Consider the following 26,322-nt stretch of genomic DNA (forward strand, 5'->3'; position numbering starts at 1 on the left):
CGCCGTTATCCAGCCTCAACGGAGAGCTCCCCCATGACCGATACCCCTGATCGTGACGAACGCCATTTGGCGCGCATGCAGCGAAAAAAAGCCGTGATCGACGAACGCATTGCCAATTCTCCCAACGAGTGCGGTTTGTTGCTGGTGCTGACCGGCAATGGCAAAGGCAAGAGCAGTTCGGCATTCGGCATGCTTGCCCGGTCCATGGGGCACGGCATGCAGTGCGGCGTGGTGCAATTCATCAAGGGGCGCAACAGCACCGGCGAGGAGCTGTTCTTCCGACGCTTCCCGGAGCAAGTGCGTTTCCATGTCATGGGCGAAGGCTTTACCTGGGAAACCCAGGACCGCCAGCGTGACATTGCCGCCGCCGAAGCTGCCTGGGCGGTGTCCCGCGAATTGCTCAGCGATCCGTCCATTGGTCTGGTGGTGCTGGATGAGCTGAACATCGCGCTCAAGCACGGTTATCTCGATCTCGATCAAGTGCTCAGCGACTTGCAGGCCCGTCCTCCGATGCAACACGTGGTGGTCACCGGTCGCGGTGCCAAGCCGGAAATGATCGAACTGGCCGACACCGTCACCGAAATGGGTGTGATCAAGCACGCGTTCCAGGCCGGGATCAAAGCGCAAAAAGGCGTCGAGCTGTGAATCAGCCACGTTGTTGCCCGGCGGTACTGATTGCCGCCCCGGCTTCCGGTCAGGGCAAGACCACCGTCACTGCCGCGCTGGCCCGTTTGCATCGCAATCAGGGGCGCAAGGTGCGTGTGTTCAAATGCGGTCCGGACTTTCTTGACCCGATGATCCTCGAGCGCGCCAGCGGTGCGCCGGTGTATCAATTGGACATGTGGATGGTCGGCGAGCAGGAAAGTCGGCGACTGCTGTGGGAAGCCGCTGCTGAAGCCGACTTGATCCTGATCGAAGGTGTCATGGGGCTGTTCGACGGCACGCCGTCCAGCGCCGACCTGGCGCGGCACTTCGGAGTGCCGGTGCTCGCGGTGATCGACGGCACTGCCATGGCGCAGACCTTCGGTGCACTGGCGTTAGGGCTGGCGCGCTATCAAGCGGATTTGCCGTTTGCCGGTGTATTGGCCAACCGCGTGGGCACGCTGCGCCATGCGCAATTGCTTGAAGGCAGCCTGACCGAAGGCTTGCGTTGGTACGGTGCGTTGTCGCGGGAAACCGGGATCGAGTTGCCGAGCCGTCATCTGGGGCTGGTGCAGGCCAGCGAGTTGAATGATTTGGACTTGCGTCTCGACGCGGCAGCCGATGCGCTGGCCAGCAGCTGTGAAGTGGCATTGCCGCCGGCGGTAGAGTTTGCCGCCCCGGATGTGATTGTTGCCGAGCCGTTGCTCGCGGGCGTGCGCATTGCGGTAGCCCGTGACGAAGCGTTCGCCTTCACTTACGGCGCGAGCCTGGATTTGCTGCGAGTCATGGGCGCCGAGCTGTCGTTCTTCTCGCCGATCCGCGACCGCCAATTACCGGACGCCGACAGCCTCTACCTGCCGGGCGGTTATCCCGAATTGCATCATGTCGCACTGTCACAGAACACCCCGATGCTCAACGCAATCCGTGCGCACCATGCGGCCGGTAAACCGTTGTTGGCCGAGTGCGGCGGCATGCTGTACTTGCTCGACTCGTTGACCGATGTCGAGGGCACTCGTGCAGAGCTGGTCGGTTTGTTGAAAGGGGACGCGGTGATGCAAAAGCGTCTGGCCGCGTTGGCTTTGCAAGCGGTCGAGCTGCCGGAAGGTTCGCTGCGCGGCCACACGTATCACCACTCCCTGACCAGCACCGAGCTTGACCCTATCGCGCGCGGCCTCAGTCCGAACGGCGGTCGCGGCGCCGAGGCGGTTTATCGTGAGGGGCGGATGACCGCGTCGTACGTGCACTTCTATTTTCCATCCAATCCATCGGCCATTGCCGCGCTGTTTGCGCCGGACCTTGAGGCCGACTTGCTCGCGAAGCGGCCATGAGCGACAACGCTTTTTCAGATGCCGAACGCGCAGCGGTCTATCGCGCCATCGGCGAACGCCGCGACATGCGTCACTTCAGTGGCGGCACGGTCGAGCCCGAGCTGCTGCGACGCCTGCTCGAAGCGGCGCATCAGGCCCCTAGTGTCGGCCTGATGCAGCCCTGGCGTTTCATCCGCATCAGCGACCGAGACGTGCGCGACAAGATCCAGTTGCTGGTGGAAGAAGAGCGCGTGCGCACCGCCGAAGCCCTCGGCGAGCGCACCGACGAATTCATGAAGCTCAAGGTCGAAGGCATCAATGACTGTGCCGAAGTGCTGGTCGCCGCGCTGATGGACGATCGCGAGCGCCACATCTTCGGGCGTCGCACCTTGCCGGAAATGGACATGGCCTCGCTGTCCTGCGCCATCCAGAACTTATGGCTGGCTTCGCGCGCGGAAGGTCTGGGCATGGGCTGGGTGTCGCTGTTCGAGCCGCAAGCGCTGGCGGACCTGCTGGGTCTGCCGGCCGGGGCCAAGCCGCTGGCGGTTCTTTGTCTGGGGCCGGTCAAGGAATTCTATCCGGCGCCGATGCTGGTACTCGAAGGTTGGGCGCAAGCGCGTCCGCTGAGTGAGTTGCTGTATGAAAATTATTGGGGAGTGAGTCAATGAGTGTGGCGTTATTGAGTGTCGCCGCGGTTGCGCTGGACGCGCTGCTGGGTGAACCCAAACGCTGGCATCCGCTGGTGGCGTTCGGTCGTTTTGCCGATCGCATCGAGCAACGTTTCAATTCCGCCGGGCGCGGCTGGCGCAGTCATGGCGTCACGGCGTGGGTGATGGCTGTGTTGCCGCTGACCTTGCTGGCGACGGCATTGTCCTGGGCGCCTTATATTGGCTGGGTCGTCGAGATTCTTGCGTTGTATTGTGCCCTTGGTCTGCGCAGCCTCGGTGAACACGTCGAGCCGGTGGCCAAAGCGCTGCGCAGTGATGATCTGGAAGAGGCGCGCAAGCGTGTCGGGTATCTGGTCAGCCGCCAGACCAGTGAACTGGATAAGACTGAAGTCGCCCGCGCGGCCACCGAATCGGTGCTGGAGAACGGCAGCGATGCGGTGTTCGCCGCGTTGTTCTGGTTTGCCGTGGCCGGCGCACCGGGCGTGGTGCTCTACCGTTTGAGCAATACGCTGGACGCGATGTGGGGTTATCGCAATGAACGCTTTGAACGATTCGGCTGGGCGGCGGCGAAGATCGACGACATCCTCAACTACATTCCGGCACGTCTGGTGGCGTTGACCTACGCGCTGCTGGGTAAAACCCGTCTGGCGTTGAAATGCTGGCGCACGCAAGGCCCTACCTGGGACAGCCCGAATGCCGGCCCGGTCATGGCGGCGGGTGCTGGTGCATTGGGTGTCGAGTTGGGCGGAGCGGCGATTTATCACGGTGAACTGCATCAGCGTCCGCAACTGGGCGAAGGTGTGCCGGCGGATGCCGACTCCATTGACCGTGGCTGGCAATTGGTCCAGCGCGGGGTATGGTTGTGGTTACTGATTCTCTGCGTGGGGGCTGAATTCTATGCTTGAGCACGGCGGCCGGTTGCGCAAGGCGGCGCTCGAATACGGCATCGCGGAAACCGATTGGCTCGACCTGTCCACCGGTCTGGCGCCGTGGCCTTTTCCGATCCCGGATATCGAGCCGCGCGCCTGGGCCCGTTTACCGGAAAACGATGACGGCCTGGAGCAGGCGGCCTGCGACTATTACAGTGCAGCGCACGCGCTGCCGGTGGCTGGTTCGCAAATGGCTATCCAACTGCTGCCGCGTTTGCGCCGTGCCGGTAAGGTCGGGGTGCTGTCGCCGTGTTACGCCGAGCACGCCGAAGCCTGGCGGCGCTGCGGCTATATCGTGCGCGAAGTGCTGGAGCAGGAAGTCGACTTCTTTCTCGACAGCCTTGACGTGCTGGTAGTGGTCAACCCCAACAACCCGACTGGCCTGAGCCTGACGCCAGGCCGTCTGCTCGACTGGCACACTCGACTGGCGTCGCGCGGTGGTTGGCTGGTGGTGGACGAAGCGTTCATGGACAACACGCCGCAGCTGAGCCTGGCACCGTTTACTCATCAGGTTGGCTTGATCGTGTTGCGTTCATTCGGCAAGTTTTTTGGTCTGGCCGGTGTGCGGCTGGGGTTTGTGCTGGCAGAACGCAAGTTGCTCAAATTGCTCGCCGAGCAAGTCGGGCCCTGGGCCGTCAGTGGACCAACCCGGGTGATTGGCCGAGCGTGTTTGCTGGACACCGAAGGGCACGCCCGCCAGCGCCATCGCAGCGAGGAGGCCAGCGAGCGTCTGGCGCGGCTGCTTGAACAGCAGGGCTTTAAATCTCAGGGGGGATGCGCTTTGTTTCAGTGGTTGATCACCGAACAGGCTGAGCAACTGCATGAGTTCATGGCGCGGCAGGGCATTTTGCTGCGGTTGTTTGCTCACAACAGCAGCCTGCGTTTTGGCTTGCCCGCCGACGAAGCGGACTGGGCGCGCCTCAAGCAAGCCTTCGAAGCCTACGCCAAGGAAACAAAATGACGACGTTGATGGTGCAGGGCACCACGTCCGACGCCGGTAAAAGCACGCTGGTGACGGCGCTGTGTCGCTGGGTGACCCGCCACGGCGTGCGCGTCGTGCCGTTCAAGCCGCAGAACATGGCGCTCAATAGCGCGGTGACCGCTGACGGTGGCGAAATCGGTCGCGCGCAAGCCGTGCAAGCCCAGGCCGCCAACCTCGAACCCCACACCGACATGAACCCGGTGCTGCTCAAACCCAACAGCGACACCGGCGCCCAAGTGATCATCCATGGTCGCGCCGTCACCACGATGAACGCGGTCGCCTATCACGACTACAAAACCATCGCCATGCAAGCGGTGCTGGCTTCTCACGAACGCTTGAGTGCGGCGTATCCGGTGGTGATGGTCGAAGGCGCGGGCTCGCCGGCCGAGATCAATCTGCGTGCCGGCGATATCGCCAACATGGGCTTCGCCGAAGCGGTGGATTGCCCGGTGGTGCTGATTGCCGACATCAATCGCGGCGGGGTTTTCGCGCATCTGGTGGGCACGCTGGAACTGCTGTCACCGACTGAACAGGCGCGGGTCAAAGGTTTCATCATCAACCGTTTTCGTGGCGACCTCGCCTTGCTGCAGCCGGGGTTGGACTGGCTGGAAGCGCGCACCGGCAAACCGGTGATCGGCGTGCTGCCCTACGTGATGGACTTGCACCTGGAGGCTGAAGACGGCATCGATCAGCGCCAGACCGACAAGGCTGACCATGTGCTCAAAGTGGTGGTGCCGGTGCTACCGCGCATCAGCAACCACACCGATTTCGATCCGTTGCGCCTGCATCCGCAAGTGGACCTGCAATTCATCGGCCCCGGCCAGGCGATTCCACCGGCCGACCTGATCATCCTGCCGGGCTCGAAAAGCGTACGCAGCGACCTCGCGTACCTGCGGGCCAATGGCTGGGAAACGGCGATCCGTCGTCATCTGCGTTACGGCGGTAAAGTGCTGGGGATTTGCGGAGGACTGCAAATGCTCGGTGAACAGGTGCATGACCCGCTGGGCCTTGAAGGCGCACCGGGCTCCAGCGCTGGCCTGGGGTTGCTGGCGTTCCAGACCCAACTCGAAGAAGAGAAACAATTGCGCAATGTGCGCGGTCGCCTGGCCCTGGAAGATGCAGTGGTCAGCGGCTATGAAATCCATGCGGGCGTAACCACCGGGCCGGCGTTGGAAAACGCGGCCGTGCAGTTGGACGATGGTCGCTGCGATGGCGCGCAAAGTGCCGATGGACAGATTTTCGGCACCTACCTGCATGGCCTGTTTGAATCGCCGGCAGCGTGCGGTGCGTTGTTGCGTTGGGCCGGTTTGCAGCAGGTGCAGGACGTCGATTACCACGCCTTGCGCGAGCGCGATATCGAACGGCTGGCGGATCTGGTGGAGAAGCATCTGGATACCGGGCTGTTGCGAGAGCTCTGCGGGTTTTGAGCTGAGTTAGAGGCCGCCATCGCGGGCAAGCCCGCTCCCACAGGTTGTGTGGGAGGGCAAGAAATCTGCGAACAGGCTCGATCCTTGTGGGAGCGGGCTTGCCCGCGATGAGGCCCCCAACGACACCGATGATTTAAAGGAATGAACATGCTGCAACTAATCCTCGGCGGCGCCCGCTCCGGCAAGAGCCGTCTGGCTGAAAAACTGGCGACAGACAGCCAACTGGCCGTGACCTACATCGCCACCAGCCAACCACTGGACGGCGAAATGAACGACCGCGTCGCCCATCACCGTGCCCGTCGTCCCGCCGAATGGGCCTTGATCGAAGAACCGGTCGAACTCGCCCGCGTCCTGCGCGAAACCGCCAGTGCCAACCGTTGCCTGCTGGTGGATTGCCTGACGCTGTGGATGACCAATCTGCTGATGCTCGACGACGCCGAACGTCTCAACGCTGAACGCGAAGCCCTGTTGGACTGCCTGGCCTCGTTGCCGGGTGAAATCATTTTTGTCAGCAACGAAACCGGAATGGGTGTCGTGCCGCTGGGCGAATTGACTCGCCGCTACGTCGATGAAGCCGGTTGGCTGCATCAAGCTCTGGCCGAGCGCTGCCAACGTGTCGTCCTGACCGTCGCCGGCCTGCCCCTGACTCTGAAAGGAACTGCGTTATGACTCAATCCTGGTGGCTGAACCCGTGCAAGTCGATCGATGCGCACGCCATCGAACAGGCTGTGGCGCGTCAACAGCAGCTGACCAAACCGGCCGGCTCGCTTGGCCGACTGGAATCGGTGGCGGTGCAATTGGCCGGATTGCAGGGGCAGCTCAAACCCAGTCTGGATCAACTGTGGATCGCGATTTTTGCCGGTGACCATGGTGTCGTGGCGGAAGGCGTGTCGGCGTTTCCTCAGGAAGTCACCGGGCAAATGCTCCACAACTTCGTCACCGGTGGCGCAGCGATCAGCGTGTTGGCGCGGCAATTGGGCGCGTCCCTGGAAGTGGTTGATCTGGGTACGGTGACGCCGACGCTGAATCTGTCGGGTGTGCGTCATCTGAACATTGGCCCCGGTACGGCGAATTTCGTCAATGGCCCGGCCATGACCGCAGCCCAGGGTGAACTCGCCTTGCACGCCGGTCGTGACAGCGTGCAGCGCGCCCTCGCGGCAGGAGCGCAGTTGTTCATCGGCGGCGAAATGGGCATTGGCAACACCACCGCAGCCAGTGCGTTGGCCTGTGCCTTGCTCGATTGCCCGGTAGCGCATCTGGCCGGGCCGGGCACCGGTCTGGACGCGGCGGGTGTCAATCACAAAGCCCAGGTTATCGAGCGTGCGTTGGCGCTTCACAGTGCTCAGCGCGGGGACGTTTTGCAGACGTTGTTCAATCTGGGCGGCTTTGAAATAGCCGCGCTGGTGGGGGCGTACCTGGCGTGTGCGCAAGAAGGTGTGGCCGTGCTGGTAGACGGATTCATTTGCAGCGTCGCGGCATTGGTGGCGGTGCGTTTGAACCCCGAGTGTCGGCCGTGGTTGTTGTTTGGCCATCGGGGTGCCGAGCCGGGCCATCGCCATGTACTGGAAAGCCTGAACGCCGAACCTCTGTTGGACCTGGGCCTGCGACTGGGCGAGGGTAGCGGTGCCGCGTTGGCCGTGCCGTTGTTGCGTCTGGCTTGCGATCTGCACGGGCAAATGGCGACCTTCGCCGAAGCGGCGGTTGCGGATCGTCCGGTATGACGTTGCGTCTGGACGTGTTGCGCCATGGTGAGACCGAACTCGGTGGCGGGTTGCGCGGCAGTCTCGACGACGCGCTGACCGCCAAGGGCTGGGAGCAGATGCGCGCGGCGGTGATCGAGCAGGGGCCGTGGGATCGATTGGTCAGTTCGCCGTTGCAGCGTTGTGCTCGGTTTGCGCAAGAGCTCGGTGCGCAACTGGGTTTGCCGGTGCAATTGGAGAAAGACCTGCAAGAACTGCACTTCGGTTCATGGGAAGGGCAGAGCGCAGCGGCGTTGATGGAAACCGATGCCGAGGCGTTGGGGCTGTTCTGGGCTGATCCCTATTCGTTTACACCGCCGGATGGCGAGCGGGTGGCAGATTTTTCCGTTCGGGTATTGGCGGCCATCGAACGCCTGTCCGTGGCCTACGCTGGCGAGCGGATTCTGTTGATCAGCCATGGTGGCGTCATGCGTTTGTTGCTGGCTCAGGCGCGGGGGTTGCCGCGTGAGCAGTTGCTCGATGTCGAAGTCGCTCACGGCGCGTTGTTTTCGTTGAGTGTCGAGGCCGGCGTCATTCTCAAGGAAGCGAACTGAACATGCTGCCGTTCTGGATCGCCCTGCAATTTTTGAGCAGTCTGCCGATTCGTCTGCCCGGCATGCCGACGCCAGAGGAATTGGGGCGGTCGCTGCTGTTTTATCCGTTGGTGGGGCTGCTGTTCGGTGTGGTTCTGTGGGCATTGAACTGGCTGTTGCTGGGCACGCCATTATTGCTGCATGCCGCGTTGTTGCTGACCGTTTGGGTATTGCTCAGCGGCGGGTTGCACCTGGACGGTCTGGCCGATAGCGCCGACGCATGGCTGGGTGGCTTCGGTGACCGTGAGCGCACACTGACGATTATGAAGGACCCGCGCAGCGGCCCGATTGCCGTGGTGACGCTGGTGTTGGTGCTGCTGCTGAAGTTCGCCGCATTGCTGGCGTTGATCGAGCAGCCGCACAGTATTTTCCTGGTCATCGTTCCGCTAATCGGCCGCAGCGCGATGCTGGGTTTATTCCTGACCACGCCGTACGTGCGCGCTGGCGGGTTGGGGCAAGCGCTGGCCGATCATCTGCCGCGATTGGCCGGTAAGCAGGTGTTGGCGGTCAGCGCATTGGCCTGTGTATTGATCGCGGGTCTGAGCGGTGTCGTCGCGGTAGTTTTAGCGGCGGTGGTGTTCGCCTGCTTACGGCGGCAAATGGTGCGGCGATTGGGTGGTACGACTGGCGACACCGCCGGCGCACTCCTGGAATTGCTGGAAGTGGCGGTGCTGGTGGGCTTGGCGATCTTCTAATCTTCCCACATCATGTAACTTGATTTAACACAACCACGGGTATATACACGCACCATGCTCGACTCCCAATGTTTATGCATCAACCTGCGTCGCGCCGCCCGTGGCGTCAGCAGGCATTACGACGGCGCTCTGGACGGCTTCGGAATCAACGTTGCCCAGTATTCTTTGCTGTGTAATTTGCAACGACTGGATCAACCGAGTATTTCCACCCTGGCCGAGGCCATGGGCCTGGACCGCAGCACCTTGGGGCGCAATTTGCGCGTGCTTGAAGGCGAAGGGCTGGTAGCGCTGGCCGAAGGCGAGGACATGCGCAATCGCATTGTTCGCCTGACCGAGGCCGGTGCCGAACGTCTGAAGGCCGCCTTGCCCGCCTGGGAGGCCGCGCAACAGCGGTTGGTGGACCGCCTGGGGGCCGAGAAACGTGAAACCTTGCTGCGACTGCTGGACGAACTGGCGTAAGGCCGGTTTTTCCGATCTTAAGCGGGTATATACCCGCTACCGGAGAATAAGAAATGACATCGATGTGGCGTACTTGCGGTTGGGTGTTATTGGGGAGTGCGCTGATCCTTGCGTTGTCTTTGGGCGTGCGGCACGGCTTCGGACTGTTTCTGGCGCCGATGAGCGCGGAGTTCGGCTGGGGGCGTGAGACATTTGCGTTTGCCATCGCCTTGCAAAATCTGATCTGGGGCCTGGCGCAGCCCTTCACCGGCGCGCTGGCCGACCGTTTTGGCGCGGCGAAAGTGGTGCTGGTCGGTGGCGTGCTGTATGCGCTGGGCCTGGTGTTCATGGGCTTGTCCGATTCCGCCGTGACCCTGTCCCTGAGCGCCGGCCTGCTGATCGGCATCGGTCTGTCGGGCACCTCGTTCTCGGTGATCCTCGGCGTGGTGGGGCGTGCGGTGCCGCCCGAGAAGCGCAGCATGGGCATGGGTATCGCCAGTGCCGCCGGTTCGTTCGGTCAGTTCGCGATGTTGCCGGGCACGCTGGGCTTGATCGGCTGGCTCGGCTGGTCCGCCGCGTTGCTGGTGCTCGGCCTGTTGGTGGCGTTGATCGTGCCGCTGGTGAGCATGCTCAAGGACAAGCCGCTGCCGACGCTCGGTCATGAACAAACCCTCAGCGAAGCGCTGCGTGAAGCCTGTTCCCATTCTGGTTTCTGGCTGCTGGCGTTCGGCTTTTTCGTTTGCGGTTTCCAGGTGGTGTTCATCGGCGTGCATTTGCCGGCGTATCTGGTGGATCAGCACCTGCCGGCGACGGTCGGCACGACGGTGCTGGCGCTGATCGGGTTGTTCAACATCTTCGGCACCTACACCGCAGGCTGGCTTGGCGGGCGCATGTCAAAACCGCGCTTGCTCACCGGTTTGTACTTGCTGCGGGCGGTGGTGATTGCGCTGTTCCTGTGGGCGCCGGTCACCACGACCACGGCATACCTGTTCGGCATGGCCATGGGTTTCCTGTGGTTGTCGACCGTGCCGTTGACCAACGGCACCGTGGCGACCTTGTTCGGTGTCCGAAATCTGTCCATGCTCGGCGGGATTGTTTTCCTGTTTCACCAGCTCGGCTCGTTTCTGGGCGGCTGGTTGGGCGGGGTGGTGTACGACCGAACCGGGAGTTACGACTTGATCTGGCAAGTGGCAATTCTTTTGAGCCTGCTGGCCGCTGCCCTCAACTGGCCAGTGCGTGAGCGGCCGGTAGCGCGGTTGCAATCACAAATGAGTGCGATATGAACAGTCTGTGGCCGCGGATCGCTGTAGCGGCCGTCTGCGCCTTATTGCTGGCGTTGTCATGGTGGGGCTGGCATCAGGGCGGGCTCGCGTTGATGCAGTTGGGCATGGGTGCTTGCTAGCGAACGGCGAGGGCGAGTAACGTCGTTTTTGACGACTTATCAAGGATGCACCGACATGCTGATGCGCTGGATTGCAGTCCCCGTGTTACTGGTGACATCTGCCGGGCTGGCCTGTGCGGCCGAGTGCCCGGAGCTGTTGCAAGGATCATTGCAAAAGCTGCGCGCCAAGGAATCCATCGACCTGTGCCAACGGTTTGAAGGCAAGCCGTTGGTAGTGGTCAATACCGCGAGCTTCTGCGGTTTCGCCCCGCAGTTCAAAAGCCTCGAGGCGCTGAATCAGCGTTATAAAGGGCAGGGACTGGAAGTGCTGGGTGTTCCGTCCAATGACTTCAAGCAGGAGTCCAAGGACGGGGCCGAGACTGCCAAGGTCTGCTATGTGAATTACGGCGTGACCTTCACCATGACCGAACCGCAGTCAGTACGTGGCGCTGACGCGACCCACCTGTTCAAAGTGCTGGCCGAGCAGAGCAGTGCGCCGAAATGGAATTTCTACAAATACGTGGTTGATCGCAAAGGCAACGTCATCGCCAACTTTTCTAGCCTGACCAAACCCGACGATCCCGAGTTCATCGCCGCGGTGGAGCAAGCCCTGGCTTCCCAACCCTGATCGGCGCCCAGTAAAAAGCCCCGCCTCTGTTACCAGAGAGCGGGGCTTTTTTGATTCAGCCGGCGAGTGATTCAGGTTCGCCGTGAATCATCAGAAGCGGTAGGTCGCGCCGAGACCGAAACCGTTTGCACTGTTTTCGTACTTGGCGTTGTAGGTCTGGCCACGGTCGTTGGAGTTGTTGATCTTGACCGACTCTTCACGCAGGTACGAATACGCCACGTCGATGGTCAGGTCGTTGGTTGGGCTCCAGCCAGCGCCCAGGCTGAACGCCTTGCGATCGCCCGTCGGGATGCGTGGGGAACGGTCGGCGTTGTTGGTCGGTGCCTGGTCAACGGACAGACCGCCACGCAGTACCCATTCCTTGTTCAGCTGGTAGGACGCGCCGATGGCGGAAGCCCAGGTGTCGTGCCAGTTCTGTTCTTCGGTGATGGTACCGAATTGGCCGTTCAGAACGGTTGGAACACCACTGTTTTCGACGGTGATGTCTTTCAGGCGGCTCCAGCGAGTCCAGGTGCTGCCTGCGTACAGAGTCCACTTGTCGTCGAGCTGGTGAGTAACCGAGAAGTCCACCGATTCAGGCGTGGTCACGTCCAGCGAAGCGTCGTATTTCTGATTCGGGTTCTGGCCGATCAGGCCCAGCACGCCGTAGTTGACCTTGGTGTTGCCTTCGAGCTTGTACTTCACTTTCGAGTGGTAAGTCAGGCCGACGCGCGTGCTGTCGGTGGCTTGAACCAGCACGCCGATGTTGTAGCCCAGCGCGGTGTCGTCACCGGTGATCTTGACCTTGCCGTCTGGTGCAGCCTGGGTGATCGACAGGTTCGATTCCAGGGTGCCGTCGATGCGGTTGATGGTCGGGCCGAAACCGATGGAAACCTTGTCGTTGAAGGCGTAACTGACAGTCGGTTGCAGAGTGGCGATTTTTACTTCGCTCTTGCTACCGAAGTAACGACCGGCAAAGTTGTTTTCGTAGTCGGTTACCAGACCGAACGGTGCGTACACGCCAATACCGAAGGCCCAGTGGTCGTCGATTGGCTTGACGTAGTAGCCCATAGGTACGGCGATGAACGGTACCATGTCGCCGTCGTTGCTGCCGCCGTTCGGGAAGGAGCTTGCGTGGCTGATGTCAGTGTGTGCGTCGATCATCGCAACACCACCAGTGACTTGTTCACGCTTGATGCGGGACATGCCGGCAGGGTTGCCAAAAATTGTACTTGCGTCATCGGCAGCGGAAGATCGCCCGGCAAAACCTGTACCCATCCCGCTAATGCTTTGTTCGTTAATGGCGAAGCCACTTGCAAAGATCTGGGTGGATGCCAGGGTAACGGCGAGGCTAAGGGTAGTTTTGAGCATTACTTTTTTCATTATTAGAACTCCTGGTGATCACCGGGGCGAAAACTACCAACATTTTCGTCCCAGCGCTATAGGCTGTATGGCTTGAGTTAGAGCGGTTTTGTAGGACAATCCGACCAGATTCGCGACCGGTTGCACGATCTTTCAGAACTGGTGGGTCAGCAAGCGACCTGATTCAGTGGTGAAACACAAGTTTGCCAGGCGCAGGTGAAGTCGCGCAGGCGTCCTTGAGGCTGAAAGGTCTGACGCCAGATGCGGGCCATGCCCAACAAGTCATCGGCGGCGGGGAGGGGCGTGTTCTGTTCTTCTACCAGCAGCCAGGCGATGGCGGTGGCGTAACGCAGGTTAACGGTCAATTCCAGGTGCGGCCCACTGAGAAAGGCATGTTGGCTGGCCAGGCCGCGCACGAGGCTCGCGCGTTCGGGGTCCAGGGCCAGGTAATGATCCCAGAGTGCCTGGTGGCGGGGTTCGGCGATTCGGTAGAGGCCGTGGCCACGGCGGTCATGCAGGGCGGAACCAAGGGCAGACTGGCTGGCGGCAATGCCCAGCAGCAGGGATTCGGCAGTTGCGCTATGGCGTCCGAGGTAAATCAGTGTCGGACGAATCACATAACGGCACAGTTCGCTGGCAGCGATACCCATAAAGCCCTCGAAACATGAAGTGGGCGGCGATACCTGAAGGGGCATTGGCAGCGGTGGATCGAATCAGGCTCGCCGGAAGCGGATCACGCCGCTTGAGTTGAAGTGTAGTGTCATATTCGCGTTGTAAAGGACTGTTTTTAAAATATTTCCAGCTTCGAGTTATAACCGTTATATCGGTTAGTGCTTAGCCGCTGGGGGTGAAAAGAGAAATAACGGGTAATAAAAAGCCCCGCTTTTTGAGCAGGGCTTTTCGGTTTTTCAGTCTTTCTGGCGTCTCAGGCGATCAATGCCTGGCGGGTACGCTCGATCACGGCCTGCAGCGGCTCTGCGCTGGAGTATTGATCGGGGTACAGGCGTTCGCTGTGACGAGCGATGCCGTGTTCGTTGACCAGGGTGAAACTGAAGCAGCCTTTGCGAGCGGCCATGATCAGGCAGTTCATTGGTGCAAAAGCGTTGGTTAGGGTGCGGATGGCATCCTGAGTGTGGATTTGAGTAGACATAGTGTTGGTGTTCCTACAAGCGACACGGATAAGAGCCGTGCAAAATTAAAACGTTCCAGTGACGACGACCACCGTTGGTCGAACGAAGAACCCGACTGGAACAAAGCAGCCAGTTTGAAGCGCTGATAATTGGCGCGCTTGGGCTGGCAGGTAGGTACTTAGGAGGGCAGGCAACACATCAAGGGCAAAGGTTCTGGGCCCGGGGTGAAGATCCTGATCAATTTGCAGGCTGGTTCGGTCAGAGTAAGTGAGCTTCGCAACACCCTTCGCTTTTGTTCGAAGGCTGTGTTGGCGCAAGGTTTACCTGGAAACCATCGAGGTGGTCGATCCTGTTTTGTCGGTGGAGGCTTCTCTTGAGGGAAGGCTGACCGCGAGGATTTGTTCGACCAGAATTGACTTTCAGCTTGGTACTAACGCCGCGGATACTAACGGATTGAATTTCAGAAAGGAAGTGTGTTAGCAAAAAGAATTCGTGAGGTCGGACGATGTGCCCCGCAATCGTCCACATTCCGACCGGTGGTGGCGGTCGTTCATCGGGCCGCGATCTGCCTGGATCAAGGGTTTTCCCGGTTTATCCCCAGAAGCCAGGCAAATATGCGCCGAAAAAGGGCAGCGATATAACCGCCTCGTAGGTACTTGTGCACATAAGTTGCGCAGACTGTAACCCCACTGTCATCCACGCCTCAGTCGCAGTGGGTGCCTGTGTTGAAAATTTAAGTCAATGAAAAACATCGCTTTTTTTTACTGGTGAAAAAATCGTCAGTTTGACTGCGAGCCCCATTCCACAAGGCTTTGCGCGAGTTCAAGGGCGGTTGTCCACTGAGTTATCCACAGCTTCTGTGGATTGTCCCGAGCGCTTGCTCTAGCACGGGCGTGCCGGGTTTTTTTGGGCTTTACCTGTAAGAAAAAAAGAGTAAAGTTGCGCGCCTTCGGATTTGCCCTGCAGTGCTTTATGAAGTTTCGCTCAGTATCAAACCCTGCTACCTCAACGCCCTCAAGTGTTACCCCGCCCAAGCGCTTTTCAATGCGCGTGGCAGAGTGGTTGCTGGACAGTCCACGCCTTGGGGATAACCCCAACATCAAGCACTTCGCCGGGCGTTTGCTTAAACAGCCTGCCCGTGAAGGCGTCGTGGCCGCGCAAAGCCGTCTCGGGCAATTGATGTGCCGCGAATGCGGCAATGCCCGTGATCGCCGCATCGGCCAGGACCTGTTGCGCCAAGCCGCGCGAGCAGGAGATACACGCGCCCTACAGGAACTGGGCCTGATCGAAGACTGAGCTGTCCAAGTCCGGTTGCCTTGGTTAACCTTCAAGCTTTATCTCATCAGCAGGAATCTCTATGGCTATGGACTTGACCAGCCTATTACTCGGTCTGGCGGGCGCTGGCCTGCCATTGCTGGTACTGGCTTGGCAAATTCAGCGCCGTGCGAGCTCCTCACAGGCCGAGGTTGCACTGCTGGAAGAACGGCTGGCCATGGCCCAACTGGCGCAGGACGGCTTGAACGCCCAACTCGATGCGTGTCGCGATGAAGTCGCTGATCTGAGCCAGGCTAACGCCGCCAGACAAGCAGACCTCGCCGCCGCGCGCCGTGAAGTCGAACTGCTGCAAATCGAGCGCGACGACGCCCGAGATGCGGCCCATGCCTGGAACATTGAGCGCTCCGGCAAAGAGGCTGAGTTGCGTCGCCTGGACACCCAGGCGGCGTCCCTCAAGGCCGAGTTGCGTGAGCAGCAGGAAAGCCATCAGCAGCGCCTCAGTGACCTGCAAGGTTCGCGAGATGAGCTGCGGGCGCAGTTTGCAGAACTGGCGGGCAAGATTTTCGACGAGCGCGAGCAACGCTTTGCCGAAACCAGCCAGCAGCGATTGGGACAGTTGCTTGATCCTCTGAAGGAACGCATTCAGTCCTTCGAAAAACGCGTCGAGGAAAGTTATCAGGCCGAAGCCCGCGAGCGTTTCTCGCTCGCCAAGGAGCTGGAGCGCCTGCAGCAGCTGAACCTGCGCCTGAGCGACGAAGCCACCAACCTCACTCGTGCGCTCAAAGGGCAGAAAACCCAAGGCAACTGGGGCGAGCTGATTCTCGAGCGAGTGCTGGAACACGCGGGCCTGGAGAAGGGCCGTGAGTACCAGACCCAGGTCAACCTCAAGGGCCCGGACGGGGAGCGTTTCCAGCCGGATGTGATTATTTACCTTCCGGGCGACAAGCAGGTGGTGGTCGACTCCAAGGTCAGCCTTACGGCCTATCAGCAATACGTGGCGGCTGAAGATGACGCCATCGGCCAGATCGCCATCAAGCAGCATGTCCTGTCGCTGCGCAATCACGTCAAAGGCCTGGCCGGCAAGGATTACAAACGGCTCGACGGCTTGCACAGCCTGGATTTCGTTTTGCTCTTCGTACCGATCGAGGCCGCGTTCTCCGCCGCCTTGCAGGCCGAGCCGACACTGTTCCAGGAAGCCTTCGACCGCAACATTGTGATCGTCAGCCCCACCACGTTGTTGGCCACGCTGCGGGTCATCGACAGCCTGTGGAAGCAGGAACGGCAAAGTCAGAACGCCCGTGAAATCGCCGAGCGAGCGGGGTGGCTGTACGACAAGTTCGTGTTGTTCATCCAGGACCTGGACGAAGTCGGCAATCGCTTGCAGCAACTGGACAAAGCCTACAGCTCTGCGCGCAACAAGCTGACAGAGGGGCGCGGTAACCTGGTTAGTCGCAGCGAACAATTGAAGTTGCTCGGCGCGCGAGCCAGCAAGAGTTTGCCGGCCGATTTGCTGGAGCGGGCGATGACCGATGTGGATGGCCTGGTCGAGTTGCCCGAGTAAATTTTCAGTTAGGGCGCGGCCTGCCGCGCTACAACGGCAAATGCCGACTCAGCAGCGCCCGTAATGCCGCCGGTTTCACCGGTTTGGCCAAGTAATCCAGCCCCGCCGCATGCACTTGCGCCACCATCTCCGGCCGGCCATCGGCACTGATCACCACGCCAGGCACCGGCTCTCCCATTTGGGTGCGCAGCCACGCCATCAGCTCCGTCCCGGTGTCGCCATGATCGAGGTGGTAATCCACCAGTGCCAGTTGCGGGCGCACGCCGTCTTCGAGCAGCGCTGCGCATTCATCCCGATTGCGCGCGGTCCAGACCTGGCAACCCCAGCGCGTCAGCAGGCTGTTCATGCCGATCAGGATGCTGTCTTCATTGTCGATGCACAGCACCTGCGCGCCGCTCAACACATGGCCGTTGAGTTCAGCGGTCGGCGTCGCCACGACGGTTTGCGCCCGGGCCAGCGGCACGCTGACGCTGAATACACTGCCACGCCCCGGCCAGGAGCGAACGCGCAGCGTGTGACCCAGCACGCGACACAGACCATCGGCAATCGCCAGACCCAACCCCAGGCCTTTCTCCGCGCGAGTCTGGTGACTGTCGAGACGTTTGAATTCTTCGAAAATCACCTGCAGTTTGTCTGGCGCAATGCCCGGTCCCCGATCCCAGACCTCCAGGCACAACTCGCCCTTGCGCCGGCGAACGCCGAGCAGCACGGGCCCTTTGGCGTAGCGAAATGCATTCGTCAGGAAGTTTTGCAGAATTCGTCGCAGCAGTTTGATGTCACTGTCGACCCGCAATGCGCTACTGCGAACGTTGAACGTCAGCCCTTGTTCCTGAGCCTGCGCCTTGAACTCGGCGCCGAGCGTGTCGAACAGTTCGTTGAGCGCGAATGGCTTGATGTCAGGGTTGATCTTGCCGTTTTCCAGACGGGAAATGTCCAGCAGGTCACTGATCAAATCTTCGGCAGAGCGCAATGAGCTGTCCAGGTGATGGACCAGCTTCTGTGCCTCAGCGGACAAGCCATCGTCCTGGTGGGACAGGGCGGCGGAGAACAGGCGCGCGGCGTTCAGTGGTTGCATCAAGTCGTGGCTGACGGCTGCGAGAAAACGGGTTTTCGATTGGTTGGCGGACTCGGCGGTGCCCTTGGCTTCGGTCAACGCGACGTTGAGTTGCGACAGTTCGTGGGTGCGCTCGGTCACCCGCTGCTCCAGGCCTTCATTGGCTTCGGTCAGCGCCTGTTCGGCTTCGCGGAACGCGGTGATGTCGGTGAAACTCATGACGAAACCACCACCGGGCATCGGGTTGCCGATCAGCTCGATTACCCGCCCGTTGGGGAACAGTCGTTCAGAGGTATGGGCGCGCCCCTGGCGCATCCAGTGCAGACGGCGGGCAACGTGCACCTCGGCTTCGCCGGGGCCGCATAAACCGCGCTCGGCGTTGTAGCGAATGATGTCGGCAATCGGCCGGCCGACGCTGATCAGTCCATCCGGGTAATTGAACAGCTCCAGATAGCGCCGGTTCCAGGCCACCAGTTTCAGCGACTGATCGACCACGCTGATGCCCTGGGTAATGTTTTCGATGGCGCCTTGCAGCAGGGCGCGGTTGAACTGCAGCACTTCCGACGCCTCGTCGGCGATCCGCACGACGTCCTCAAGCTGCATTTCCCGACCTTCGATGGCGGCTTTTACCACTGCGCGTGTCGAGGAGGCACCGAGTACACCCGCCAGCAAACGTTCGGTGTGGGCGATCCATTCACTGTCGGCGTTTTGATTCGGGTTGAAGCCTTTGCCCTGACGGTAGGCGAATCGGATGAAGCTCTGGCGCGCCCGTTCTTCGCCGACGAAACGCGCCGCCAGTTGCAGCAAATCGTCGATCTGCACCGCCAGCATCGAACGGGCGCTGGGGCGTGCGCTGATTTCCTGGCCGATGAAACGACCGGCCTGCCAGTGCTCCGACACCCGTGTACGCGACAACACCGACACCCAGGCAAATAACGTGAAATTACCGGCCAGCGACAGCACCACGCCTTGGGTTAGCGGGGTGATCGGCAGGTTCATCGGGTTGCTGTGCAACCAGGCCAAGCCCGGAAAGCTCTCCAGCGGCCAGCCGAGGCCACGGGCCGCAATCGGCAAGATCAGCGTGTAAAACCACAGGAATGTCCCGGCAGCGAGGCCGGCAAATACACCGCGGCGGTTGGCCTGTTTCCAGTACAGCGCGCCGAGCATGGCCGGTGCCAGTTGTGTCACGGCAGCAAAGGCAATCTGGCCGATGGTTGCCAGGCTGGCGGTCGAACCCAGCAAGCGATAACTGACGTAGGCCAGGAGCAAAATCACCACGATGCTCACGCGGCGCACCGAGAGCATCCACTGGCGGAACACTTCGAACGGCCGCTCGGCATTATTGCGTCGCAGCAACCATGGCAACAGCATGTCGTTGGACACCATGGTCGACAGTGCCACGCTGGCGACGATCACCATGCCGGTTGCCGCCGAAGCGCCACCGATAAACGCCAGCAAGGCAAGGGCGGGGTGAGCCTGCGCCAGGGGCAGGCTGATGACGAAGGAGTCCGGCAACACCGAGCTGGGCAGCAGCATCTGGCCGGCGAGGGCGATGGGTACTACAAACAATGCCGCCAACGCCAGGTAGGCCGGGAACACCCATTTGGCCAGGCGCAGATCCTGAGGATCAATGTTTTCCACCACCGTCACATGGAACTGCCGGGGCAGGCAGATGATCGCCATCATCGCCACGCCGGTCTGCACCACCATCGAGGGCCAATTGACGGTTTCCTTCCAGTATTGCTCCAGGCGCGGTGCGAGCATGGCCTGGTTGAACAGATCGTCGAAACCGTCGTACAGACCAAACGTGACAAAAGCGCCGACGGCAAGAAAGGCGAACAGCTTGACCAGTGATTCAAATGCAATCGCCAGCACCATGCCACGGTGGTGTTCCGTGGCATCGAGGTTGCGGGTACCGAAGACAATGGTGAACAGCGCCAGCACCAGCGACACAATCAGCGCCGTGTCCTGAGCGCGAACCCCCATGGCGTCGGCGCCCGCGCCAATCAGCAGGTTCACGCCAAGCACGATGCCCTTGAGCTGCAGCGCGATGTAGGGCAGCACGCCCACCAGGCAAATCAGCGCCACCACCACCGCCAACGACTGAGATTTGCCGTAACGGGCGGCGATAAAGTCGGCGATGGAGGTGATGTTTTCCTGCTTGCTGATCATCACCATTTTTTGCAGGACCCAGGGCGCGCCCACTAACAGCAGGATCGGCCCGAGGTAAATCGGCAGGAACGACCAGAGCTGTTCCGCCGCCTGGCCCACGGCGCCAAAGAAGGTCCAACTGGTGCAATAAACGGCCAGCGACAGGCTGTACACCCAAGCGCGCACTCGCGGCGGCAACGGTGTGCTGCGACGGTCACCGTAAAAGGCGATGGCGAACATGATGGCCATATAGGCCAGGGCGACGGCGGCGATCAGCCCGCTGGACAGCGACATGGGAACTCCAGACAAAAGACAGCCGGGACTCCCGCCCGGTCAGACAGTCTCGCACGACCGCCCCGGTTAGTCAGTGTCGACCAAGGTCGAGACTTGGCGCGGGGGCGCAGGGGGATCAAGGGTGTATTTTCGGGTCCCTTTGCGAGCAAGCCCTTACTGGTTCAACGCAATCGCGATCAACCGATGCAGCTCCTCAACCTCCAGCGGCGCCTGCGCAAACAGGATACGAAACACAATGGGCGCCGCCACCATGTTGATCAGCCGATCGACATCCGGTTTGGGCTCATTCGGGTAGCGATCCAGAATCAGCTGTAACTGTCCGCCAATGATCGTCGCGCAATAACTGGGTTTGAGGCTTGATTGCACGTCGCGCAGCATGTTGCGACCGGGTTCGGAGCTCATCTCGTCCAGATACTGTTCCGCCCAGGCCTGCACATCACCCGAGAGGCTGCCGGTATTGGCCGACTCGGTTTCCGGTTGCATTCGGGCGAGCGCGACGTCCGCCAGCAGCGCTGACAAATCCCCCCAGCGTCGATAGATGGTGGACGGCGTAACCCCTGCGCGCGCTGCGATTTGCGGCACGGTCACGCTGGCGCGGTCCTGCTCTTCGAGCAGTGCGTGCACGGCTTTGTGAATTGATTCCTGCACCCGGGCGCTTCGGCCGCCGGGACGTAAAGTGGGGCCTGTCATTGCGTGTTTCCTGTTCTCGCCGCAACCCGCTGACTAGCTGGGCATCGGTGGTAAAAGCCATGCAGCGGACCTTAACACAAAGAATTTGCTTTAAGCCTTGGTCGGTAGCACACTCCGCAAAGCAAAAAATTAGCTTTTGCGGAGTGTGCTGATGTCCAGTTCCCATTCAAACCGTGCCAGCCTGTGGTTCCTGGCGATCACTTTACTCAGTTTTCTGGCGGCTTCCACGGCGCCGACGCCGTTGTATCGCTTGTACCAGGAGCAGATGCATTTTTCGGCGGCCACCCTGACCCTGATTTTCGGCGTCTATGCCTTGAGCCTGCTGGCCGCGCTGCTGACGGTCGGGTCGCTGTCGGATTACCTCGGGCGCAAACCGGTGATTTTCACCGCTGTCGTGCTGAATGCTCTGGCGATGTTGCTGTTTATCTACGCTGACAGCGTCACGTGGCTGATCAGCGCGCGGGTGCTGCAAGGGTTTGCCACCGGCATGGCAACCGCGGTGCTCAGTGCCACGCTGCTGGACACTGACCGCCAGCAAGGGCCGTTGATCAATAGCGTTGCGCCGTTGATCGGCATGGCCCTCGGCGGTATGGGCTGCGGCTTACTGGCAGAATTTGCCCCGGCGCCGCTGCACTTGACCTACTGGCTGCTGCTGGTTCTGTTTGCGTTGCAGGCGTTGTACAGCTGGCGTTTACCGGAAAGTGTCTCGCGACAGGCCGGGGCATGGGCGTCATTGCGACCGACCCTGCATGTGCCGGTTCAGGCGCGCCCCACCTTGTGGCGGGTGTTGCCGCTCAACACCGCGACGTGGGCGCTCGGTGGTTTTTATGCGTCCCTGGCGCCTTCGTTGGTACGCGCGGCCACCGGTTCCACCTCGAACCTGATTGCCGGCTCGACCGTTGCCGCGCTGACACTCACCGGGGCATTGATGATTTTCACCCTGCGCAATCGACCTGCCGCCCTGGCGCTACGGTTGGGGGCGAGTCTGCTGCCGATGGGCATTGTCCTGGTGTTACTGGGCGTGCACAGCGCCAGCCTGTCGCTGTTTTTCCTGGGTACGCTTGTCGCTGGATGTGGCTTCGGTGCCGGTTTTCTGGGGGCCGTGCGCAGTCTGGTGCCGTTGGCTTTACCCCATGAGCGCGCAGGGTTGATGTCGGCGTTTTATGTGCTCAGTTACCTGGCGTTCTGTTTGCCATCGTTGCTGGCGGGGAATCTGATCCGAGCCTTCGGGTTGGTCGCAACAACCGATGGGTATGGCCTGATTTTGATTGTGTTGTCCGTTGGCGCGTTACTGGCCTTGATGCTTCAGCGCTCATTGAAAGTCTGTGGCGCTGATGTGCGTTGATCGTTAGCCTAGGCCTCGCCACTCATTCGACGGACCGCCCCGATGAAAATCATCCGCAGCAAATCCTTCACCGCTGACCGTGCTTGGGGGGCGCTGGACATCGCCAACATGAACGGCATCACCACGCGTTTGCACTGGACCGATCAGCCTTATAAATGGCACGTCAACGATGGCCAGGAAGTGTTCGTGGTGCTGGATGGGCAGGTGCAGATGCGTTACCGCGAAGAGGGCATCGAGAAGGCAGCGCTGCTCGACGTCGGCGACATTTTTTATGCGTCCGTCGGCACCGAGCATGTGGCCCATCCGCAGGGCGCGGCACGGATATTGGTGATCGAATCAGAAGGCAGTATTTGACTCTATATCTGCAAAACAGATAACAGTTAGAGATATTACCCGTTATATAGATATTCTATTCGGTTCTACCATGGGCTCTACCTCATCAGAGGACAGGAGTTCGCCATGACATGCCCCAATAGCGTCAAAACCGGTTTCAAACCCTTAAGCCATTTGCAGCACCCGCGTGAAGTCATCCGTCAGTTCACACCCAACTGGTTTGCCGCGACCATGGGCACCGGCGTGCTCGCGTTGGCGCTGGCGCAATTGCCCGTCGCCATACCCGGCTTGCGCGCGCTCGCCGAAGGCCTGTGGCTGTTCAATATTTTGTTGTTCGTGTTGTTCAGCGTCATGTACGCGGCCCGCTGGGTACTGTTCTTCGACGAAGCCCGGCGCATTTTCGGCCACTCCACCGTGTCGATGTTTTTCGGCACCATCCCGATGGGCCTCGCGACCATCATCAATGGCTTCCTGGTGTTTGGCCTGCCGCGCTGGGGCGACGGTGTGATTCATGTCGCCGAAATGCTCTGGTGGCTGGATGTGGCGATGTCGCTCGCGTGCGGCGTACTGATTCCTTACATGATGTTCACTCGTCAGGAACACAGCATCGACCAGATGACCGCCGTTTGGCTGTTGCCGGTGGTGGCCGCAGAAGTCGCTGCGGCCAGCGGTGGTTTGCTGGCGCCGCACTTGGCGGACGCTCATTCGCAACTGGTGGTGCTGGTGACGAGCTACGTGCTGTGGGCCTTTTCCTTGCCGGTCGCGTTCAGCATTCTGACGATCCTGTTGTTGCGCATGGCGCTGCATAAACTGCCCCACGAAAACATGGCTGCTTCGAGCTGGCTGGCGCTGGGCCCGATTGGTACCGGGGCACTGGGCATGTTGCTGCTGGGGGCCGACGCACCGGCAATCTTCGCCGCCAACGGTCTGCCGGGCATAGGGGAAGTCGCCGCCGGCCTGGGGCTGGTGGCCGGGATCACGCTGTGGGGGCTTGGCTTGTGGTGGATGCTGATCGCGGTGCTGATCACCGTGCGCTACCTGCGCGACGGCATTCCGTTCAACCTCGGCTGGTGGGGGTTTACTTTCCCGTTGGGTGTTTACTCGCTGACGACGTTGAAACTGGCCAGCACCTTGAACCTGACGTTCTTCAGTGTCTTTGGCTGCGTGCTGGTGGCCCTGCTGGTGGTGATGTGGATGATCGTTGCCCAACGCACGCTGAAAGGCGCCTGGCGCGGTGAGCTGTTTGTCTCGCCATGCATTGCAGGATTAAAGAAATAACCTGCAAAGATTAGGTAATGTGTGGCCTGGATCGACGTTCGACATTCCAATAACCGTATCCACGCCACTCGCTACCTAACATCAGGGACACATGGAAGATGAGTCACCCCTCACAGTTCACCTTGCTCCGCACCCGGCGTTTCCTGCCGTTTTTCGTGACGCAGTCCCTCGGGGCGTTCAACGACAATATCTTCAAGCAGTCGTTGATCCTGGCCATTTTGTACAAACTGACCATCGACGGTGACCGCTCGATCTACGTCAACCTCTGTGCGCTGTTGTTCATCCTTCCGTTTTTTCTGTTTTCGGCGCTGGCCGGGCAGTTCGGCGAGAAGTTCGCCAAGGACCGTTTGATCCGTCTGATCAAGCTCGGCGAAATCGTCATCATGGCGGTCGGTGCAGTCGGTTTTCTCTTCGATCATCTGTCATTGATGCTGGTCGCGCTGTTTGCCATGGGCACCCACTCGGCGCTGTTCGGGCCGGTGAAATACTCGATCTTGCCCCAGGCCCTGCGCGAAGAAGAACTGGTCGGCGGTAACGGGCTGGTGGAAATGGGGACCTTCCTGGCCATTCTCGCCGGGACCATCGGCGCCGGCATCATGATGTCGTCCAGTCACTACGCGCCGATCGTCTCCAGCGCGATCATTGGCGTTGCGGTGCTCGGTTACCTGGCCAGTCGCAGCATTCCACGGGCGGCGGCGGCTTCACCGCAAATGCGCCTGAACTGGAACATCTTCAGTCAATCCTGGGCCACCTTGAAACTGGGCCTGGGGCAGACCCCGGCAGTGTCGCGTTCGATCGTCGGCAACTCGTGGTTCTGGTTTGTCGGGGCGATTTATCTGACGCAAATTCCGGCCTATGCCAAGGAATGGATGCACGGCGACGAAACCGTGGTGACCCTGATTCTGACGGTGTTTTCGGTCGGTATCGCGCTCGGCTCGATGCTGTGCGAAAAGCTCTCCGGGCGCAAAGTCGAGATAGGCCTGGTGCCGTTCGGCTCGTTTGGCCTGACCGTGTTTGGCCTGCTGCTGTGGTGGCATTCCGGTGGAATTGCGGACAGCGTGACGGGCCATGGCTGGGTCGAAATCCTCGGGTTTGGCCACACCTGGCTGGTGCTGATCGACATCCTGGGTCTGGGGATCTTTGGCGGTTTCTACATCGTGCCGCTGTATGCGCTGATCCAGTCGCGCACCGCCGAGAATGAACGGGCACGAGTGATTGCCGCCAACAACATTCTCAACGCGCTGTTTATGGTGGTGTCGGCGATTGTCTCGATCGTGTTGTTGAGCATGGTCAAACTGTCGATTCCGCAGCTGTTCCTGGTGGTGTCGCTGCTGAACATCGGCGTCAACGCCTACATCTTCAAAATCGTCCCTGAATTCAGCATGCGTTTCATGATCTGGTTGCTCAGTCACTCCATGTACCGCGTGGAGCATCGCAATCTTGATCTGATTCCCGATGAGGGCGCGGCGTTGCTGGTGTGCAATCACGTGTCCTTTGTCGATGCACTTCTGATTGGCGGCGCAGTGCGTCGGCCGATTCGCTTTGTGATGTATTACAAAATCTACAACTTGCCGGTGCTGAACTTTATCTTCCGCACGGCCGGGACAATTCCCATAGCGGGTCGTCAGGAAGACATTCAAATCTACGAAAGAGCCTTCAAGCGGATAGCGCAGTATCTGAAGGATGGCGAGTTGGTGTGCATCTTCCCGGAAGGCAAATTGACTGCGGATGGGGAGATCAACGAATTCAAGGGCGGGTTGGCGCGGATTCTCGAAGAGACACCGGTGCCGGTGATTCCGCTGGCGTTGCAGGGCTTGTGGGGGAGTTTCTTCAGCCGTGATCCGGGCAAAGGCGTGTTTCACCGGTTGTGGTCGCGGGTGACGTTGGTGGCGGGGCCGGCGGTGGCCGTTGAGGCGGCGCAGCCGGCGGCGTTGCAGGCGATGGTCGGCGAGTTGCGCGGCACCGTTAGATAGTGGGTGAATGTACCGGACTCATCGCGGGCAAGCCCGGCTCCCACAGGTTTTGTGTTGTGCCACAGATTTTAGGCGCTCCAAGGACCCTGTAGGAGCCGGGCTTGCCCGCGATGGCGTCAGTGGCCTAAGCGCTAACCTTTAGGCCGATCAACCCGGCAATGATCAACGCCACACTGGCCAGCCGAAACAACGCCATCGACTCACCAAACAGAATGATCCCCGCGATCACCGTGCCCACGGCACCCACGCCCGTCCAGATCGCATAGGCCGTACCCAGCGGCAATTCCTTCATGGCAAGGCCCAGCAAACCAAGGCTGATGGCCATGGCTGCAACGGTCAAAGCGGTGGGCAGGGGACGGCTGAAACCGTCGGTGTACTTCAGGCCGACGGCCCAGCCGACTTCGAACAGGCCGGCGAAAAACAGGATGATCCAGGACATGAAAGACCTCCATCGATTGACGGGGTCGT

26 protein-coding genes are annotated in these 26,322 nt (G+C 60.5%); 20 read left to right on the forward strand and 6 right to left on the reverse strand.

Annotation, left to right across the window (positions count from 1 at the left end; all coding sequences use genetic code 11):
• Positions 1-33: 33 nt before the first annotated feature.
• The 14 genes from cobO (at position 34) to LOY55_RS08240 (ending at position 11,429) form a co-directional block, all read left to right on the forward strand.
• Positions 34-645 carry a cob(I)yrinic acid a,c-diamide adenosyltransferase gene (gene cobO, locus LOY55_RS08175; protein ID WP_027922439.1) on the forward strand — a complete coding sequence of 204 codons (612 nt, stop codon included), beginning with the start codon at positions 34-36 and terminating at the stop codon, positions 643-645.
• Entirely contained in the window at positions 642-1,970 is a 1,329-nt protein-coding gene (locus LOY55_RS08180; RefSeq protein ID WP_223524149.1) for a cobyrinate a,c-diamide synthase, read from the forward strand. Before cobO ends, LOY55_RS08180 begins: the two co-directional genes overlap by 4 nt.
• Positions 1,967-2,617 (forward strand): 5,6-dimethylbenzimidazole synthase, encoded by a 651-nt coding sequence (gene bluB / locus LOY55_RS08185; protein WP_109786446.1) that lies wholly within the window; start codon positions 1,967-1,969, stop codon positions 2,615-2,617. The genes LOY55_RS08180 and bluB overlap by 4 nt, the downstream gene beginning before the upstream one ends.
• Positions 2,614-3,522, forward strand: a complete 909-nt coding sequence (gene cbiB, locus LOY55_RS08190; RefSeq protein WP_046032913.1) for an adenosylcobinamide-phosphate synthase CbiB — start codon at positions 2,614-2,616, stop codon at positions 3,520-3,522. Before bluB ends, cbiB begins: the two co-directional genes overlap by 4 nt.
• The gene (gene cobD / locus LOY55_RS08195; RefSeq protein WP_223524147.1) at positions 3,515-4,507 is read left to right on the forward strand and encodes a threonine-phosphate decarboxylase CobD; all 993 of its coding nucleotides are present in this window, start codon (positions 3,515-3,517) and stop codon (positions 4,505-4,507) included. The genes cbiB and cobD overlap by 8 nt, the downstream gene beginning before the upstream one ends.
• Positions 4,504-5,955 carry a cobyric acid synthase gene (locus LOY55_RS08200; RefSeq protein ID WP_223524144.1) on the forward strand — a complete coding sequence of 484 codons (1,452 nt, stop codon included), beginning with the start codon at positions 4,504-4,506 and terminating at the stop codon, positions 5,953-5,955. The genes cobD and LOY55_RS08200 overlap by 4 nt, the downstream gene beginning before the upstream one ends.
• 147 nt (positions 5,956-6,102) lie before the next feature.
• Positions 6,103-6,624 (forward strand): bifunctional adenosylcobinamide kinase/adenosylcobinamide-phosphate guanylyltransferase, encoded by a 522-nt coding sequence (cobU, locus tag LOY55_RS08205; protein WP_223524141.1) that lies wholly within the window; start codon positions 6,103-6,105, stop codon positions 6,622-6,624.
• Positions 6,621-7,676, forward strand: a complete 1,056-nt coding sequence (gene cobT, locus LOY55_RS08210) for a nicotinate-nucleotide--dimethylbenzimidazole phosphoribosyltransferase (RefSeq protein WP_223524138.1) — start codon at positions 6,621-6,623, stop codon at positions 7,674-7,676. The genes cobU and cobT overlap by 4 nt, the downstream gene beginning before the upstream one ends.
• A complete protein-coding gene (cobC, locus tag LOY55_RS08215; protein WP_223524135.1) occupies positions 7,673-8,248 on the forward strand; it encodes an alpha-ribazole phosphatase family protein in 576 nt (191 codons plus the stop codon). Before cobT ends, cobC begins: the two co-directional genes overlap by 4 nt.
• Positions 8,249-8,250: 2 nt before the next feature.
• Positions 8,251-8,982 carry an adenosylcobinamide-GDP ribazoletransferase gene (locus LOY55_RS08220; RefSeq protein WP_223524132.1) on the forward strand — a complete coding sequence of 244 codons (732 nt, stop codon included), beginning with the start codon at positions 8,251-8,253 and terminating at the stop codon, positions 8,980-8,982.
• Between the two features lie 54 nt (positions 8,983-9,036).
• The gene (locus LOY55_RS08225; RefSeq protein ID WP_046032920.1) at positions 9,037-9,441 is read left to right on the forward strand and encodes a MarR family winged helix-turn-helix transcriptional regulator; all 405 of its coding nucleotides are present in this window, start codon (positions 9,037-9,039) and stop codon (positions 9,439-9,441) included.
• A gap of 53 nt (positions 9,442-9,494) precedes the next feature.
• Positions 9,495-10,703, forward strand: coding sequence for an MFS transporter (locus LOY55_RS08230; protein ID WP_109786451.1), 1,209 nt, complete (start codon positions 9,495-9,497; stop codon positions 10,701-10,703).
• A complete protein-coding gene (locus LOY55_RS08235) occupies positions 10,700-10,822 on the forward strand; it encodes a hypothetical protein (protein ID WP_007977581.1) in 123 nt (40 codons plus the stop codon). The genes LOY55_RS08230 and LOY55_RS08235 overlap by 4 nt, the downstream gene beginning before the upstream one ends.
• A gap of 55 nt (positions 10,823-10,877) precedes the next feature.
• Positions 10,878-11,429, forward strand: a complete 552-nt coding sequence (locus tag LOY55_RS08240) for a glutathione peroxidase (RefSeq protein WP_109786452.1) — start codon at positions 10,878-10,880, stop codon at positions 11,427-11,429.
• Between the two features lie 90 nt (positions 11,430-11,519).
• Here LOY55_RS08240 and LOY55_RS08245 read toward each other — a convergent pair whose 3' ends face one another.
• The 3 genes from LOY55_RS08245 to LOY55_RS08255 all read right to left on the reverse strand — a co-directional run bounded on the left by LOY55_RS08245 (position 11,520) and on the right by LOY55_RS08255 (position 13,920).
• On the reverse strand, positions 11,520-12,791 hold the full coding sequence (locus tag LOY55_RS08245; protein WP_109786453.1) for an OmpP1/FadL family transporter: 1,272 nt from the start codon (positions 12,789-12,791) through the stop codon (positions 11,520-11,522).
• A 146-nt stretch (positions 12,792-12,937) separates the two neighbouring features.
• Complete coding sequence (locus LOY55_RS08250) at positions 12,938-13,420, reverse strand: hypothetical protein (protein WP_046032924.1); 483 nt, start codon at positions 13,418-13,420, stop codon at positions 12,938-12,940.
• A 275-nt stretch (positions 13,421-13,695) separates the two neighbouring features.
• On the reverse strand, positions 13,696-13,920 hold the full coding sequence (locus LOY55_RS08255) for a hypothetical protein (RefSeq protein ID WP_019407963.1): 225 nt from the start codon (positions 13,918-13,920) through the stop codon (positions 13,696-13,698).
• A gap of 952 nt (positions 13,921-14,872) precedes the next feature.
• On the opposite strand from LOY55_RS08255, the gene LOY55_RS08260 reads away from it, so the two are divergent.
• Positions 14,873-15,196, forward strand: coding sequence for a sel1 repeat family protein (locus LOY55_RS08260; RefSeq protein WP_077432170.1), 324 nt, complete (start codon positions 14,873-14,875; stop codon positions 15,194-15,196).
• A 175-nt stretch (positions 15,197-15,371) separates the two neighbouring features.
• Positions 15,372-16,736, forward strand: coding sequence for a DNA recombination protein RmuC (gene rmuC, locus LOY55_RS08265; protein WP_177412296.1), 1,365 nt, complete (start codon positions 15,372-15,374; stop codon positions 16,734-16,736).
• Between the two features lie 28 nt (positions 16,737-16,764).
• Here the strand turns inward: rmuC and LOY55_RS08270 are convergent, their stop codons facing one another.
• Positions 16,765-20,235, reverse strand: a complete 3,471-nt coding sequence (locus tag LOY55_RS08270; protein WP_223524130.1) for a PAS domain-containing hybrid sensor histidine kinase/response regulator — start codon at positions 20,233-20,235, stop codon at positions 16,765-16,767.
• 153 nt (positions 20,236-20,388) lie between these two features.
• Positions 20,389-20,925 carry a TetR/AcrR family transcriptional regulator gene (locus LOY55_RS08275; RefSeq protein WP_046032928.1) on the reverse strand — a complete coding sequence of 179 codons (537 nt, stop codon included), beginning with the start codon at positions 20,923-20,925 and terminating at the stop codon, positions 20,389-20,391.
• 151 nt (positions 20,926-21,076) lie between these two features.
• Here LOY55_RS08275 and LOY55_RS08280 point away from each other — a divergent pair, with 151 nt between their 5' ends.
• From LOY55_RS08280 to LOY55_RS08295, 4 genes are all read left to right on the forward strand, one after another.
• Entirely contained in the window at positions 21,077-22,270 is a 1,194-nt protein-coding gene (locus LOY55_RS08280; protein WP_046032929.1) for an MFS transporter, read from the forward strand.
• Between the two features lie 42 nt (positions 22,271-22,312).
• Positions 22,313-22,624: a cupin gene (locus tag LOY55_RS08285; protein ID WP_046032930.1), complete on the forward strand. Its 312-nt coding sequence runs from the start codon at positions 22,313-22,315 to the stop codon at positions 22,622-22,624.
• Between the two features lie 105 nt (positions 22,625-22,729).
• On the forward strand, positions 22,730-23,881 hold the full coding sequence (locus LOY55_RS08290) for a TDT family transporter (protein WP_109787728.1): 1,152 nt from the start codon (positions 22,730-22,732) through the stop codon (positions 23,879-23,881).
• Between the two features lie 98 nt (positions 23,882-23,979).
• On the forward strand, positions 23,980-25,854 hold the full coding sequence (locus LOY55_RS08295; RefSeq protein WP_109787727.1) for an MFS transporter: 1,875 nt from the start codon (positions 23,980-23,982) through the stop codon (positions 25,852-25,854).
• 124 nt (positions 25,855-25,978) lie between these two features.
• Here the strand turns inward: LOY55_RS08295 and sugE are convergent, their stop codons facing one another.
• Positions 25,979-26,293 carry a quaternary ammonium compound efflux SMR transporter SugE gene (gene sugE / locus LOY55_RS08300; protein WP_010456757.1) on the reverse strand — a complete coding sequence of 105 codons (315 nt, stop codon included), beginning with the start codon at positions 26,291-26,293 and terminating at the stop codon, positions 25,979-25,981.
• Positions 26,294-26,322 lie beyond the last annotated feature (29 nt).

Origin of the sequence: Pseudomonas sp. B21-040, assembly GCF_024748695.1 — a bacterium.
In the GTDB taxonomy this organism is placed as follows: Bacteria; Pseudomonadota; Gammaproteobacteria; order Pseudomonadales; family Pseudomonadaceae; genus Aquipseudomonas.